General features: G+C 64.6%; 10 protein-coding genes and 2 tRNA genes. 7 read left to right on the top strand and 5 right to left on the bottom strand.

From position 1 onward, the window contains the following. Position 1: 1 nt before the first annotated feature. Complete coding sequence (gene mtnA, locus F8E02_RS12710; RefSeq protein ID WP_317065980.1) at positions 2–1,060, top strand: S-methyl-5-thioribose-1-phosphate isomerase; 1,059 nt, start codon at positions 2–4, stop codon at positions 1,058–1,060. After that, positions 1,057–1,761, top strand: coding sequence for a DUF116 domain-containing protein (locus F8E02_RS12705; RefSeq protein WP_317065979.1), 705 nt, complete (start codon positions 1,057–1,059; stop codon positions 1,759–1,761). Before mtnA ends, F8E02_RS12705 begins: the two co-directional genes overlap by 4 nt. Here the strand turns inward: F8E02_RS12705 and F8E02_RS12700 are convergent. The 3 genes from F8E02_RS12700 to F8E02_RS12690 all read right to left on the bottom strand — a co-directional run bounded on the left by F8E02_RS12700 (position 1,726) and on the right by F8E02_RS12690 (position 3,546). Further along, entirely contained in the window at positions 1,726–2,073 is a 348-nt protein-coding gene (locus F8E02_RS12700) for a bactofilin family protein (RefSeq protein ID WP_317065978.1), read from the bottom strand. The two genes, F8E02_RS12705 and F8E02_RS12700, sit on opposite strands and share 36 nt — an antisense overlap. Positions 2,074–2,559: 486 nt before the next feature. Continuing rightward, a complete protein-coding gene (locus F8E02_RS12695) occupies positions 2,560–3,399 on the bottom strand; it encodes a geranylgeranylglycerol-phosphate geranylgeranyltransferase (RefSeq protein ID WP_317065977.1) in 840 nt (279 codons plus the stop codon). Between the two features lie 72 nt (positions 3,400–3,471). Continuing rightward, a tRNA-Arg gene (locus F8E02_RS12690) sits at positions 3,472–3,546 on the bottom strand. 68 nt (positions 3,547–3,614) lie between these two features. Between F8E02_RS12690 and F8E02_RS12685 the strand changes: the two genes are divergently transcribed. Beyond that, entirely contained in the window at positions 3,615–4,730 is a 1,116-nt protein-coding gene (locus tag F8E02_RS12685; protein ID WP_317065976.1) for a tRNA (guanine(10)-N(2))-dimethyltransferase, read from the top strand. On the opposite strand, the gene F8E02_RS12680 is transcribed toward F8E02_RS12685, so the two are convergent. Beyond that, on the bottom strand, positions 4,717–5,832 hold the full coding sequence (locus F8E02_RS12680; RefSeq protein WP_317065975.1) for an OBG GTPase family GTP-binding protein: 1,116 nt from the start codon (positions 5,830–5,832) through the stop codon (positions 4,717–4,719). The genes F8E02_RS12685 and F8E02_RS12680 overlap by 14 nt on opposite strands. 189 nt (positions 5,833–6,021) lie before the next feature. Between F8E02_RS12680 and F8E02_RS12675 the strand changes: the two genes are divergently transcribed. The 4 genes from F8E02_RS12675 (at position 6,022) to F8E02_RS12660 (ending at position 12,098) form a co-directional block, all read left to right on the top strand. Then, a tRNA-Glu gene (locus tag F8E02_RS12675) sits at positions 6,022–6,096 on the top strand. 152 nt (positions 6,097–6,248) lie between these two features. Beyond that, entirely contained in the window at positions 6,249–7,316 is a 1,068-nt protein-coding gene (locus tag F8E02_RS12670) for a class I SAM-dependent methyltransferase (protein WP_317065974.1), read from the top strand. 557 nt (positions 7,317–7,873) lie between these two features. Further along, a complete protein-coding gene (locus tag F8E02_RS12665; protein WP_317065973.1) occupies positions 7,874–10,852 on the top strand; it encodes a chemotaxis protein CheB in 2,979 nt (992 codons plus the stop codon). 100 nt (positions 10,853–10,952) lie between these two features. After that, positions 10,953–12,098, top strand: a complete 1,146-nt coding sequence (locus tag F8E02_RS12660; RefSeq protein ID WP_317065972.1) for a sensor histidine kinase — start codon at positions 10,953–10,955, stop codon at positions 12,096–12,098. A 136-nt stretch (positions 12,099–12,234) separates the two neighbouring features. Here F8E02_RS12660 and F8E02_RS12655 read toward each other — a convergent pair whose 3' ends face one another. Further along, positions 12,235–14,859, bottom strand: coding sequence for a DEAD/DEAH box helicase family protein (locus F8E02_RS12655; RefSeq protein WP_317065971.1), 2,625 nt, complete (start codon positions 14,857–14,859; stop codon positions 12,235–12,237). Between the last annotated feature and the right edge of the window lie 174 nt (positions 14,860–15,033).

Raw genomic sequence — 15,033 nt, 5'->3', positions numbered from 1 at the left:
CATGCCGGAGAGCGAGCCCTACACCGTCGCGTGGGAGGCGGAGACCGGGAGCATCGTCTACATCGACCAGACCCTCCTCCCCGGCAGGTATGAGGTGATGCGGTGCACCACCACAACGGACCTCGCCCGGGCGATCCGGCGGCTCGAGATCCGGGGGGCCCCGGCCCTCGGCATCGCCGGGGCGATGGGCGTGGCGCTCGCGGCCGTCCGGAGCACCGCAACGGACCTCGACCGGTTCCAGGACGAGGTCCGGCGGGCCGGAGATTTCCTCAAGAGCACCCGCCCGACCGCGGTCAACCTCGCCTGGGGGATCGACCGGGCGATAAGAAAGATCGCGATGGCCGCATCGGTCGACGAGGCGAAGGCCCTCGCGGTCGCGGAAGCGAACGCCGTCGCAGAAGAGGACGAACTGACCTGCCGGAGGCTCGGCGGGTTCGGCGCAGAACTCTTTGCGGACGACTGTACGGTGCTCACCCACTGCAACGCGGGAGCGCTCGCCTGCCGGTGCTGGGGAACGGCGCTCGGCGTGATCCGCTCAGCCGTCGCGGCCGGCAAGAACGTCCGGGTGATCTCCTGCGAGACCCGGCCGCTGAACCAGGGTTCCCGGCTCACCTGCTGGGAGCTTGCCCGGGACGGGATCGACGTGACCCTCATCCCCGACTCCTCGGCCGCATACCTGATGCGGAAGGGCAAGATCGATCTCGTCATCGTCGGCGCCGACCGGATCACGCAGGACGCGGTCTTCAACAAGATCGGGACCTACATGCACGCCGTCGCCGCCCGCCACCACGGCATACCATTCTACGTCGCGGCGCCGGTCTCGACGTTCGACCTCTCCCGGAGGGAGGCGGAGATCACCGTCGAGGAGCGGGGACGGGAAGAACTCGCCTGGTGCGGCGAAAGAAAGCTCGCCCCCGACGACGTGAAGGTGCTCAACTACGCCTTCGACGCCACGCCGCTCGATCTCGTCGACGCCATCGTCACCGAGGTAGGGGTGCTCCGGCCCCCGTATGCCGCATCGTTCAGGTTTATCAGAACCGGAGAGGAATCCCGGCGATGATGTTCTTTGAGTCCGAGATCTGGATCCAGCTGATGACCGTCATCGGGGAGATCACGTTCTTCGTCATTCTCGGGATGCTCCTTGCGGCAATAATCCTCGCCATCATCGTCACCGCCTCGATCACCCGGGGGAAGTTCTACCTCCCCCGGATCCTGATCCCCGGGATGGTCCTCCTCGAAGGGCTCGTGAAGGCGTTCTGCAAGCTCCTCGGCCTTGACGACCGGGACCTCGTCACGTTCTTCATAACGCTCCGGAACACGATGAACACAAAGGCGTTCTCGGAGACCCCGGTGGAGCAACGGGCGGTCTTTCTGCCCCACTGTCTGCGGTCGGCCCAGTGCCCGGCGCACCTGACGCCGGAAGGCCTGAAATGCCGGAACTGCGGCCGCTGCCAGGTCGGGGAGAACACTGTCTGGCTGGAGAGCGTCGGCTACCGCGTCTTCATCATTCCAGGCTCGACGTTCATCAAACGGATAGTCAAAAAATACCGGCCGCGGGGGATCATCGGTGTCGGCTGCCTCATGGAGGTGAAGGACGGGATCGAGATGTGCGACCACGTCGGGATCGTCCCCATGGGCGTCGTGAACTTCAAGGACGGCTGCGTGGAGACGATGGCGGACTGGGCCACGGTGAGAGACGTCGCCCTGCTCGGCGTCGAGCACCCGTCAGGTGCCGTAGACCTTCACGGCCCGGCCGAATAGGCGCTCGCTCGTGACCTTGCCGTAGACGAAGATCGTCTCGTCGCTGTTGACGTCCCCGACCCTGACGCCCGGCCGGAGGGTGATGTTGCCTCCCGCCTGGACCGAGCGGAGGCAGGCGTTGTCGCAGATGGTGGCGGTCGTTCTGACATGAAGCGGCCCTTTTATCCTGACGTCACGGCCGACGATGATGCTCTCCGCCTCGACAGAGCCCCCGACCGTCGAGCAGGGGCCGAGTTCGAGGCGTCCGGCAACGACGATATTGCCCCAGATATGCGTCTCCGGGGGGGCGATGAAATTCCCGTCTATCTTCACGTTTCCGTCGAAATAGGAACCCTTCGGCGCTATATATGTGTCCCCGTGCCGGTAAACTTTCATGAAGATCTCCCGCGATCATAACTTTGTCCCGGACAACATAAAATGATCAGTACAGGCTTTTGGCGCGGTGCGGGGCAATATAGATTTTTAGCGGCAAAAGGCCGCCGGCCACCCTGCAACTTCACGCAAGACAACATCGGCATCTCTGCAGTGTTGGCGCACGCGAAGGCGCGAAGAGCGCGAAGAATGGTCGGATTAGTGTAGGCACCGTCCAGGCTTCGAGCCGCGGGCGTAGCGAGCGTGAGAAGCCGTCAGGAGCGAAGCGGGAGCACCGGAGGTGCGACCCGCGAAGAACGTGAACTCGGCAGGGAGTTACTGATCCCCCCTCACACCTGGCGGCGCTCAAACTCCCCCCCTTCGGGGAGGTCGTTCTTCGCGGCTTCGCGTCCAACGCGAGAGGTCGCGTCGATACAGAGAACAGGCCTATATCACCGCGGCAACCGCAAAGACCGCGAGCGCCGCGAACATGCCCGCCCGCAGGATCGAGGTCGCCCCTGAAGCCCGGACACAGGCCGGCGTCGCGCATCTCGCCCCGCGGAAGGCCGCAAAGAGGATGACGGCATCCACGACCGCGATGGCGACGAGGTAGAAGGGGCTCCACCAGTCCCCGGACGGGAGGAGGCTCGCCACCACGGCACCGCAGGCGCAGGCAAGCGCGAGCCACCCGGTCTCCCGGACGCCGATGATCATGGGGAGGGTGCGTGCGCCCCCCACGGCGTCGCCCTCGACGTCCTCTGCGTCTTTGAGGACCTCCCGCGCAATGGTCGCAAGGAACGTGATCGCCGCGAGCGAGAGGTTCTGGACGAGCCCCTCGACCCCGGCAAACGCCCCTCCAAAGAGGAAGACGCTCGCCGTCAGGTAGGCGACCGCGATGTTCCCGAGGCCCGGCGTCCGCTTCAGCCAGACGGCGTACGCGATCAGGACCACCGTGTTTACGAGAGCGATCGCAAAGCTGAGCGCCGTCGTCATGGCGGCGGCGAGAAGCCCGCCTGCAAAGAGCGCCACCGTGTATGTCCTGGCGCCGGCAAGGCTTATCAGCCCGGCGGGTATGGGCCGGTCGGGCCGGTTGATCCGGTCGATCTCGACGTCGTAGACATCGTTGATGACGTTCCCCGCGGCGGTGATGAGTCCGACGGCCACGGCGAGCAGGAGCGTCGGCGGCGTGAGCGTCCCGGTCGCGACGAGATAGCCGATGAGCGCGGTAAGCCCGGCAACGACGGCGTTGTGCGGGCGGGTGATCCTGACAAAGGCAGCGGCGCTCATTCTCGAAGAGTTAGGTTCTTTCGCGGACGATAAATAACCAGAGGTTTTACGAACGGGGATCACGAAAAAGGACGGGCTTGGGGGGATTTGAACCCCCGGCATTCAGCTTAGGAGGCTGACGCCATGTCCAGGCTAGGCCACAAGCCCACACATCGGAGTAGTAGTATTACTCATAAGAAGGTATAAGGGTATCGAGCATCCACCTTTCCGGAAGCATGGATATCGTTGAGGTTACGGAAGGAAAGACCCGGTTTTGTGTGCCAAGACAGGATCCGAACCTCCAGTTCCCACCGGGAAGCGGCCCGGTCTTTTACAACTCGCGCATGGAACTGAACCGGGATTCTACCGTTCTTCTCCTCTCCGTTCTGCGGCCGGAGAACTACCTCGACGCCATGGGGGCATCCGGCGTCCGGGGGCTCCGGGTGGCGAACGAAGTGGGTATCCCGGTCACGATCAACGACTGGAGCCAGAGAGCGGTCGATCTCATCCGGCAGAACGTGGAAGCGCTGAGCCTCGGCGCCGAGGTCACCAGAGGCGACGCGAACGCGCTGATGAGCGAGCGGAAGTTCAACGCCGTCGACCTCGACCCCTTCGGGACGCCGGCGCCGTTCGTCGACTCAGCGGCCCGGAGCGCCGGGAAGTACCTCTTCGTCACCGCGACCGACACCGCGCCCCTCTGCGGAGCGCACCTCAAGGCCGGGATGCGCCGCTACTTCTCCCGGCCCCGGAACACCGAGTACCACCCCGAAGTCGGCCTCCGGACGCTCCTCGGCTTTGTGGTGCGCGAGGTGATCAAGTACGACCGCGGGGTGGAGCCCCTCTTCTGCTACGCGCACGAGCACTTCCACCGGCTGCACCTCAGGATCCGGGACGGGGCGGCGGCGGCCGACCGGTCGCTATCGAGGCTCGGTTACGTGATGCAGTGCCCGCGCTGCCTCTACCGGTCGGAGCAGATGGGGATGCTTCCCGAACCGGAAGAGTGCCCGCTCTGCGGGGCCAAACTCGTCCCTGTCGGCCCGCTCTGGACCGGGAGGATCAACGACGACGCGACCCTCTCCACGATGCAGGAGGCGCTTCCCGCCGTCACGGCCCGGACCGGGCAGCGGATCGCGCGGCTGCTTTCGACCTGCCGGCAGGAACTGGAGACATCGAGCCACTACGACTACCATGTCGTGGCAAAATCGCTGCGGGTCTCGCCCGGCAGCATCGAGACGGTGATCGCGCGGCTTGTGGCCCGGGGTTACCGGGCGAGCCGCGCGCACTATTCGGGCACCGCCCTCAAGACCGACGCGCCGCTCGCGGTCCTCAAAGAAGTGATCAGCGGCGGGTGACGATGGTGAGGACGTCCCCGTCCGCGAGGGTGTGGGTGAGGCCGACACGCTGCGCGTCGTGCTTGGCCGAGTCCCCCCAGACTTTTGCATACCGGAACTTGTCCGCGAAGTCCCGGTGAAGCCGGTTGCAGATATCCTCGACGGTCGCCGGGCTCCGGACGATCAGCGGCTCGTCCATGTCCGCGGGGCCGCCGACCGGCTTTAAGTAGACCCGCATGAACCCCAGGTTCTCGAATATGGCGTCTTTGAGGTCTTCGATGTTGTAGCCGCTGTGCGCCGAGACCATGATCGGTGCGTCACCGAACCGCTCGCCCAGTTCTTCCTCGATCGTTGCCCGCGTCTTCTCGTCGACCAGGTCGACCTTGTTGACCGCGATGAACGCGGGGACGTAGACCCGGTTGCCGATCATTGCGTCGATGAAGTCGTCCTGGCTGACCTCGTTCCGTATCAGGACGTCCGCGTTGACGATCTTGCTCTCTGCAAGGATCGAACGGATCTCGTCGATGTCGAGGTCGACGGCGCCGACGGTGTTCAGCCTGATACCGCCGATCCCGGACTTCTTGATGGTGATATCGGGTTTCGGGCGGTTGATCCGGATCCCTGCGTCGTGGAGCTCGCGGAGGAGGACGTCGACATGCTTCTCGTTGAAGACGTCGACCAGGACCAGGATCAGGTCCGCGCTCCGGACGACGGCGATCACCTCTTTCCCGCGGCCCTTGCCCATGGCGGCGCCGGCGATCAGGCCGGGGATATCCAGGATCTGGATCTTTGCGCCCCGGTGCTCCATCGAGCCCGGGATGACGGAGACGGTCGTGAAAGCATAGGCTGCCGTCTCGCTTATATCAGAGCCGGTGAGCCTGTTGAGCAGCGTACTCTTACCTACGGAAGGGAAACCGACCAGGACAACAGTGGCATCACCCGACTTCTTCACGGAGTAGCCCTCGCCCCCACCTGAGGAGGCCATGGCCCGGACTACTGCTTCGTCACGAATCTTCGCGAGTTTCGCCTTTACGCGGCCGATGTGCTTCGAGGTCGCTTTGTTGTACGGGGTATTCTTGATCTCGTCCTCAAGTTCCCGTATCTGTTCTTCGACACTGCTCATTACTGCCGGTACAGATATGCGGGGAAGCTACTTATTGGTGTCTGTGATGAAAATCGCGGATTGGCGGGGAGATCCCGGCCCGGATACGGCTCCGATTACCCGGTTGCCGGGAGGACCGGATACCGACGGCCATGAGATAGGTTTAAATAGAATTACATCGAACAATGTAGAGCACTCAGGTGCAAACGCGCTGCTATAGTGTAGACCGGCCAATCATGAGGGACTCTCACTCCCTCGACTGGGGTTCGAATCCCCATAGCAGCATCATTTTGCGACTGTTTTGAAGTTTTAACTTGATATAGCGACCTTTCTCCCCGGCATCACCAACACCTGCTCGCGGCTCTCCCGTATCATGAATCCTGAATCCAGGAGAGAATACGAACGCTCATACCGGTTGCCGGCAAAATACAATCAGCATGCTCTTCCTTTCAGCGCAGGAGTCGGCGGAGTGGTCCGGCCTTGCAGATGAGGTCCTCAGGAACGGGACTGCGCCGGGCACCTACGACGCCGATATCCGGCCGAATCTGCTCTCCGCCTTCGACTATTACACAGGGACGGTGCTTGCCGCCCACGGACGGGCCGCAGAAGGGATCGAATGGCTGAACGCCGCTGCCCTGGAGGAAGAGAGGGATCTCCTCTCTGCGGGCTTCCTCCTCGGCTTTCTCGAGCGCCACAACGGCAAACTCGCCATGCCCACGGTGGCGTTTGCCGACCCGCGCCCGTTCATGCACTTTGCCGGCGTCCCCATGATGCGGGAGGCGCGAAAGCGGTTCATCGCACAGTGCGGCAACACCCTGCCGCAATTCGATACGCCGTTCTCCATGATGGACATCGGGTGCGGCGACGGAGGGCTCACCGTATCGCTGTTACGGCGCCTGCAAGACACCGGCAAGGTCTCTGAGATTGCTGAGGTCCTCCTCATCGATTCGTCGCCTGCAATGCTCACCCTCGCCGGGAAGACCGTCCGCGATGCATTCCCCGATGTCCGTATAAAGACCGTGAACAACCGGATCCAGGACTGTTCCGGCAGCATCGATCGCCGTTTCGATCTCGCCGTCAGCTCGCTTGCCTACCACCACATGCCTCTCGAGCAGAAGAAGATCCACCTCACGCAGCTCAAACCCTGGATCGACCACTTCGTCCTCTTCGAGATGGACGCGAACAACGACACCCCGGAGATCTACTCCCCCGACCTCGCGCTCTCGGTCTACCAGTCCTACGGGGGCGTCATCGATGCGGTCTTCTCGCACGATGCCCCGGTGGACGTGGCCGTCGCCTGCGTGGACCTCTTCCTGATGACGGAAGTCCTCTCGTTCCTCACGCAGCCCCGCGGTGTGAGGACCGATTATCACATGCTGCAGAGCCAGTGGCATGCGCTCTTCACGGAATGCCTGGGCCCGGAATTCACCCCCGGCTGCCACTCCCCCTGCCACGCGGACGAGCAGACGACGCTCTTCACGATGCATTACGGGCGGGAGGCGTAGGGAGTACTGTAGTTTCTACTTCGCCCGCAACGCCGTCGCGCTGATTGCGGGCCCGCTCCCTGCCTCCGGCTCTCCCGGAATTCGGCCGCAAAATCAGTCGGAGTCCATCTCTCCGGCCTGCGGTCACGCAGAGAACGCCGACACGGACACAGGTATCGAGCACCACATCCGGAACCGCCGTCAATCGGCCCGCTGCACCCCCCTCTCCGGAGCACAACTCCGGAGGAGATGAAAGGGCAAAACCCGCGAGCCGGGAACGGTGCCCATGCCCGCGGGCCGTTGATCGGGACTCCCGGAGAAGCTTTGATAACCCTTTGAACACCACGATGAGCTAATATGCCCCGCTGTTTTTCTCTGTTATCCGGAAACATTCAGACGGGGTTGGCCGTTGCAATCGTACCGGCAGAACGCATGCAGAACCCCGGCGCGCCGCAGGGGCGCGAATACCCCTGCACGGCCTTCCGGCGATGCCGGGAGAGGAGCATCCCGGGAAACCCCCCGGCAATTGCGGCGTACGACAACGGTGGAGCGGGCCGCCTGCATAGAGGAGAAGGGACATGAGAGGCGAAGAGACGGACGATTCACCGGAAGAAGAGAACGGACGCCAGGAGATGCCCGCGGTGCCGGCTCCCGAGGCTCTCCGCGCCATCGTCGGGATAGGGGCATCCGCAGGAGGGCTTGAAGCGCTCGAGCAGTTCTTCACGCATATGCCGGCGGATACCGGGATGGCATTCGTGCTGGTCACGCACATGGACCCGAACCAGAAAGGCATGCTCCCGGAACTCATCCAGCGAGTGACGGAGATGCCGGTGATGTGGGCCGAAGACGGCATGGCGGTCGCGCCGAACGCCGTCTACGTCAAACCGGCGAACGCCGACCTCGCCATCCTGCACGGCACCCTCAACCTCCTTGAACCGGTGGCAACGCGGATGAGCCGGACGCCCATCGACCTCTTCTTCCGGTATCTCGCCGAAGACCAGGACGGCAGAGCAGTCGGCATCGTCCTCTCCGGGATGGGCCACGACGGAACCCAGGGCGTCCGGGCCATCAAAGAGAAATTAGGGGCGGTGCTGGTACAGGAACCCACCTCCGCATCGTACAGCAGTATGCCGGAGAACGCCATCGCCACCGGGCTTGCCGACTACGTCGCACCGGCGGCCGAACTCCCGCGCCTGCTCACGACCTACATCCGCTCCGCAGACACCATCGCCCGGGAACCGGCAGCCCCGACGAGAACGATGGTAGACGGGCTGAAGAAGGTCTTCATCCTCATCCGAACGCGCACCGGCCAGGACTTCTCGATGTACAAGCAGAACACGATCCGGCGTCGTATCGAACGCCGGATGGGGCTGCACCAGCTGACCCGGATCGAGGATTACGTCCGCTATCTCCAGGAAAACCCGCAGGAGACCGAGATCCTGGCAAAGGAACTGCTCATCGGCGTGACCCGGTTCTTCCGCGATCCTGACGCCTGGCAGGCCTTACAGGAGAAAAAGATCCGCGATCTCGTCCGCAGCGCGCCGGAGGGGAGCGTGATCCGGGTCTGGGTGGCGGGGTGCTCCACCGGCGAGGAGGCCTACACCATGGCGATCGTGCTCCGCGAGTGCCTGGACGCCCAGGACCGCCACGGAGAGATCCGCTACCAGATCTTCGCAACCGACCTTGACGAAGAGGCCATCGAGGTTGCCCGGCACGGCCGATACGTCGCCTCCATCGCAGCGGATGTCTCTCCGGAGCGCCTGGAACGCTACTTCGTCAGAGAGGACGAGCACTACCGGATCCGCCAGGAGATCCGTGAGACCATCGTCTTCGCCCAGCAGAACATCATCACCGCTCCCCCGTTCATTCATCTCGACATCCTCTGCTGCCGGAACCTGCTCATCTACCTCTCCGGGGAGCTGCAGGAGAAGCTCATCCCCGTCTTCCACTACGCGCTCAAACCCGGGGGGGTGCTCTTCCTCGGAACGGCAGAGACGATCGGCAGTTATGGCGAGCTCTTCATAACCGTCGACAGCAGGCAGAAGATCTTCCGGCGCCGGGAGACGTCTGCCCCCATCATAGACAGGATCAATATCCCCGCCACCTCCACCCTGCCAGCCGGCACTGCCGGCATCCGCGAGAGACATCCAACCCCCGTCGATGAACTCGCGCCACGGGCGCTGCTCGAGCGGTTTGCCCCGCCTGCGGTGATCGTCAACGAGAACGGGGACATCCTGTACATCCACGGCAAGACGGGGAAGTACCTGGAGCCGTCCCCGGGCAGGGCGAACCTGAACATTCACGCGATGGTCAGGGAGGGGCTCGGTTACCCGTTGATCACGGCTCTCCGCTCTGCACGGCAGGAGAAGAAAGGAGCCGTAACAGAGCCCATATCCGTGAAGACCAACGGCGATCTTCAGAAAATCCGCCTGACCGTCGAACCGATCGAGCGGTCGGGCAGAGCGGAAGACCTCTTCCTGGTAGCCTTTGAGGATGTCGAGGAGGCAGAGACGAAGCAGGCCCGCGAGGTGCCGGTAGAGGTGCGGGACGATGTCCGGTGCGCCGAACTCGAGCGGGACCTCACCGTGACCAGGGAACAGCTCCGGAGCACCATCGAAGAGATGCAGGCTTCGCAGGAGGTAGAGAGATCGATGAACGAGGAGCTCCAGTCGATGAACGAAGAGCTCCAGTCGACGAACGAGGAGCTGACAACCTCCAAGGAAGAACTCCAGTCGCTCAACGAGGAGCTCCTCACGGTGAACAGCGAGCTTCAGACCAAGATCGACGAGCTCTCCACGACGACCGACGACCTGCAGAACCTCCTCCGGGGCACCGGGATACCCATGCTCTTCCTGGACAGCAACCTCCGGGTGCGCCGGTTCACCAGGGCCGTCACGGGGATCATCAGCCTGCGATCGACCGACCTCGACCGGCCGGTCACGGATCTCGCCGTCAGCCTCCGGAACGAGTCGCTCATCGGGGACGTCAGGGAGGTGCTCGATACACTGCTACCCCTGGAGAAGCAGGTGCAGACGGTGGGCGGGCAGTGGTTCCAGATGCGGATCCTGCCCTACCGGACAGCGAGCAACCAGATCGACGGGGTGGTCATCACGTTCGTTGAGATCACGCAGATCAAAGAACTCGAACGGTCGCTCCGGGACGCCCGGACCTATGCAGAGAAGATCATCGAGACGATCCGGGAGCCTCTTGTCGTCCTTGACGTTGATCTCCGGGTCGTCTCAGCGAACCGGTCGTTCTACCGGACATTCCGGGTCACGCCCGGCGAAACCGAAGGGAGACTCCTTTATACGCTCGGAAGCGGGCAGTGGGATCTCTCCGACCTGCGCCGGCTGCTCGAGGAGATCCTCCCGGAGAAGGTGCGGTTCGAAGGGTTCGAGGTGACGTACGACTTCCCGGAGATCGGGCAGAAGAAGATGCGCCTCAACGCACGCCGGATCGCTTCCGAGACAGGACCCGACCTGATCCTGCTCGCCATCGAGGACGTCACCGCGTCACAGACCGGTGAGATTCACGAGACCGCCCCGGAAGAACGGTAACAGTACCATGCAGAACCCCGACCCGGACCCGGACCTTCGACAACGCGCGGAGGAAGAAGCGCGAAAGAGAGAGCGCACCGCACATCTTCCGGAGCAGGACGTGCGAAGACTCTGTAACGAGCTCGAGGTGCACCAGGTCGAGCTCGAACTCCAGAACGAGGCGCTGCGGGAGTTGCAGCATAACCTGCAGATCTCCGAAGAGAAGTACCGCGACCTCTACGACTTCGCCCCCATCGGCTACATCACCCTGAATGCAGACGGGCAGATCCGTGAGACAAACCTGATGGCCGCTTCACTCCTCGGGGAGCCCCGGGCATCCCTTGTAAATCAGCGGTTCCAGTACTTCCTGGAACGGGAGAGTATCCCGGACTTCATCGCGTTCCGTGACCGGGTGCTCGCGGCCGGGGGGAAAGAGACAGTCGTGGTGCGGCTCAGGGCGACGCGGGAACACGAGTCCACCTGGGTCCTCGTAGAGGGGAAGGCCGCGGAGGGGCAGACGTTCCGGGCCGCCCTGATCGACATCACCGGGCGAAAGCAGGCGGAAGAAGCGCTCATGCGCCGCACCGACGACCTTGTCCGGCTCAATCGGGAGGTCGAGGCGGCACGAAACGAGGCGCACCTCTATCTCGACATCATGACCCACGATGTCCGGAACGCAAACAGCGTTTCAGGCATGTACGCCGATCTCCTGATCGACCTGGCGACAGGCGACCTGAGGACATATGCAGAGAAGCTGCACGACAGCATCGAGCGGAGCAGCGAGATCCTCAAGACCGTCGCCACCATCCGGCGGACGCAGCAGGAGACCGTCTGCCTGGTGCCGGTGAACCTCGATGCGGTCATCCGGACCGAGATCGGCACTTTCCCCCAGGCGTCGATCCGCTATCAGGGCTATCCGGTCAAGGTCCTGGCGGACGGTCTCCTCTCGACCGTCTTCAACAACCTCATCGGCAACGCCGTCAAGTTCGGCGGGCCGGACGTCGTGGTCACCGTCCGGGTCGGGGAGCAGGACAGCGAGGTGCTGGTCTCGGTCGAGGATACCGGCCCGGGTATCCCCGATGAGGTGAAGGAGAAGCTCTTCATCCGGTTCGAGCGAGGGAAAGCGCACGGCAAAGGCGAAGGGCTCGGGCTCTACCTGGTCCGGATCCTCATCCAGCGCTACGGTGGCAGGATCTGGATCGAGGACCGGGTGCCGGGGCATCCCGACCGCGGGACGGCGTTCCGCTTTGCGCTGAAGAAGGCGTGATCAGGTCCGGGCGAGGAGCCCCGCCACGGGGTCGCCGAACGCGACCTTCGGCGTATGGAGCAGCACGGCAGGTCAGTCTACGCCATCGGCTCAAATCCGGAGCACCGGGAGGCACTCGACCGGGGAATCTCGCAACTTACCTTCCTTCCATCGCGTCGAGAGCCGCCCGCGCAGCCCTCCGCACCTCCGGCTCCCGGTCTTTCAAGGCCCGCATCAGCGCGAGGCGGGCGCGGGGATCGCCGAGCCGGCCGAGCGCCCGGGCCGCCCCCACCCGAACACTGTAACGCCGGTCGGAGAGATGGGGGATGAGCAGGTCGATTGCCGCCGGATCCCCGATCGCCTCCATCGCCCCGATTGCACGGAGGACAACCTCGTCGTTTCGCGATTTGAGCAGCGGTATCAGCAGCGGGAGAGCCGGCGACCCGATCTCCGCGAGCCGGCGGCGTGCGGCCCGCTCCTGCTCCGGCCCCGCCGCCCGTGCGAGTGCCCGGACTGTATCCTCCACGGGACGCTCGCGGCCGGGAGGCACCAGGGATTCCGCCCGGATCCGGCCCGGAGGAGCGCCGGCCGCGGGAGCGGGCGCAAGGCCGGTCAGGAGCAGCCCGGAAAGCGCCCGGGGGTCGCGGCCGGCGAGGACGAGGAGCCAGTGCATGCCACAAAGGCCCGGAGCCTCGCCGGTGCGCCAGGCGCTCCGCACCACTGCCTCCCACGCCTCGTCGGTGAGGTCTCCCGGGCACGAATCGAGCGACGCGGCGAGGTCACGGCGGAGGCGCTCCGGGATCGACTCCAGGATCGCATCGATCCTGACCGTGCCGAAGTCGTCCGCCACGACGTGCCGCCGGCTCCGGAGGTAGTCGCGCACGGCCGCTTCGCTCCTCCGGCAGACCCCGGCAAGCCCGTCGTCCTCATCGGGCGTCTGCAGAACCGGGATGTCGAGGAGGAGTGCGGTGTCGCGGATCCAGGCGAGATCGCCCTGGTAGGCGAACGCGTCCTCCGCCTCGACGTACGCCTGCGGCAGGGCGACGAAGTGGTGAAAGACCGGGTCCTTTCCCGGCCGCTTCCGCAGGATCCGGCCCATGCGCTGCACCAGCTGCAGCCGCGTCTTTGAGGACGCGACGTTGATCCCGATCTCCGCGTCGGGGACGTCGATACCCTCGTCGAGCATCTTCGGCGCGACCAGGACGCCGTAACGCGCCGATCGAAACCGGCTGAGGGAACGCTGCACCTCGGCCCGGGGCATCTCCGAGTGGACGCGGTAGGCCTCCACCGTCTCGCCGAGCGCACTGTAGATGGCCTCGCAGGTCGCGATGTCCATCGAGAAGACGATGCACTTCTTCGTCGTCCCGAGGTGCCGGGCAAGCTCGATCGCCCGGCCCGTCTTCGGGGCCGACCGGTGGATGATCATCCTGCGCCGGTAGACGAGGCCGATCAGCCGGTACCACGCCTCCGGCACCTCGGCCGTCCGGTAGCGGAGGTGGCGCATCAGGCCGACAAACTCTGCTATGCTCGCAAAGCGGTCGAACCGGGAGCCGGAGAGCCGCCGGATGATATCCCGGTGCCGGCCGTTGATGACGGCGAGTTCCCGGACGATCTGCTCCGAGATCTCCCGGAACTCCTCGTTCTCCCGCACGTCGAGGTAGGTCGTGTGGAGGTGGAGGGAGAACGACGGGACGACCGCGTCTTCGCGGGCATCCTTCAAGGTGTAGGTGTAGACCGTCGGGCCGAGAGCGCGGTCGAGCGGCTGGCGGCGTTCCTCCCCCTCGACCGTCGCCGAGAGCCCCATCTTCCACTTCGCGGCGACGGCGAGGGCTTTCCGGAACTGGATTCCGGCACCGTGGTGCACCTCGTCGACGATCAGGAGGTCGACCCGGTAGCGGTCCGGGGAGCGGTAGACTTTCTGGAGCGTCTCGAACCGGAGGACGAACCGGCCGCCGTACTCAAGCGGCACCGTATAATCGGCGCCGGGGTTGCCGGCAAGGCCGAGCTTCTCCATGGCCTCCCGCCGCCACTGGTTCAGCAGGGCACGGGAGTGGGCGAGCACCAGCACCTCCAGCCGCCCGTGGACCTCGTAGAGCTTCAAAGCGGCGGCAAGCCCGACGAGGGTCTTCCCGCTCGCCGTCGCCATCTCGAGGATCCCCCTCCCGCCGGCACGGAGCCAGGCCTCGAGCGCCCGTTGCTGGTGCGGCCAGAGGGGGCAGAGGAGAGCGGGCCGGGCGGCGAGGTCCATAAGCGCGTCGGCCTCCTCCAGCCGTGCAGAGAACCGGTCGGCTCTTCCCGTCTCCGTGAGCCGGGCGAGGAGCTCCATCGCAAAGAGGCCGCTCCCGACTGAAAAGAGTGTCGAGACCTCGTCGATGATCTCCGGAAGAAGTCCGGTCTCGAGGCCGATCTTCTTCAAGACCGCAACCTTCTGGCTCTCCGCAAACGGATGGAGCGTCCGGTAGCAGAGGTGGCGGAACCGGGAGAACTCCTCAAACCTCTCACCGGGGAGTCCGTCTCCGTCCCGGCCCCAGAAGAGGAGGAAGGCGGTCTCTGCGACGTAGCGCTCGAGGCGCTCGTAGTGATCGCCGTTCGGGTCCAGCCGGAGGACGAAGCGGCCGTCCTGACGGAGAGCGTTCTCGTAGTAGTTCAGGAGCTCTTCGTCCGCCACGCCGAGCGCGGCGGCTGGCGGAAGCGGGTCGAGGACGCTTCTTTTGAAGGAGTCGAAGGTGAACCGGTCGGGGTCCGAGAGGTATTCGATCTCGTGTGGCAGGAACCGTCGCATGGCTGGCTCTCCGTGCATCCCCTGTTGACTCGTACCGGCGGTTCTTTGGCCTCCGGTGCCGCGCTACGCCCGGCAGAGCCGGAGGAGAGCTTCGGGCAGTTCGGTGAGAGAGACAGCAGAGGAAGAGGTGCTCCGGGCGGCGGCCGCCAGACCCTCCGGAGGCCTCCGTCCCGG

The organism is Methanoculleus caldifontis (assembly GCF_032842345.1).
Lineage (GTDB): Archaea > Halobacteriota > Methanomicrobia > Methanomicrobiales > Methanoculleaceae > Methanoculleus > Methanoculleus caldifontis.
This window is presented reverse-complemented; position numbering and strand designations above follow the sequence as displayed.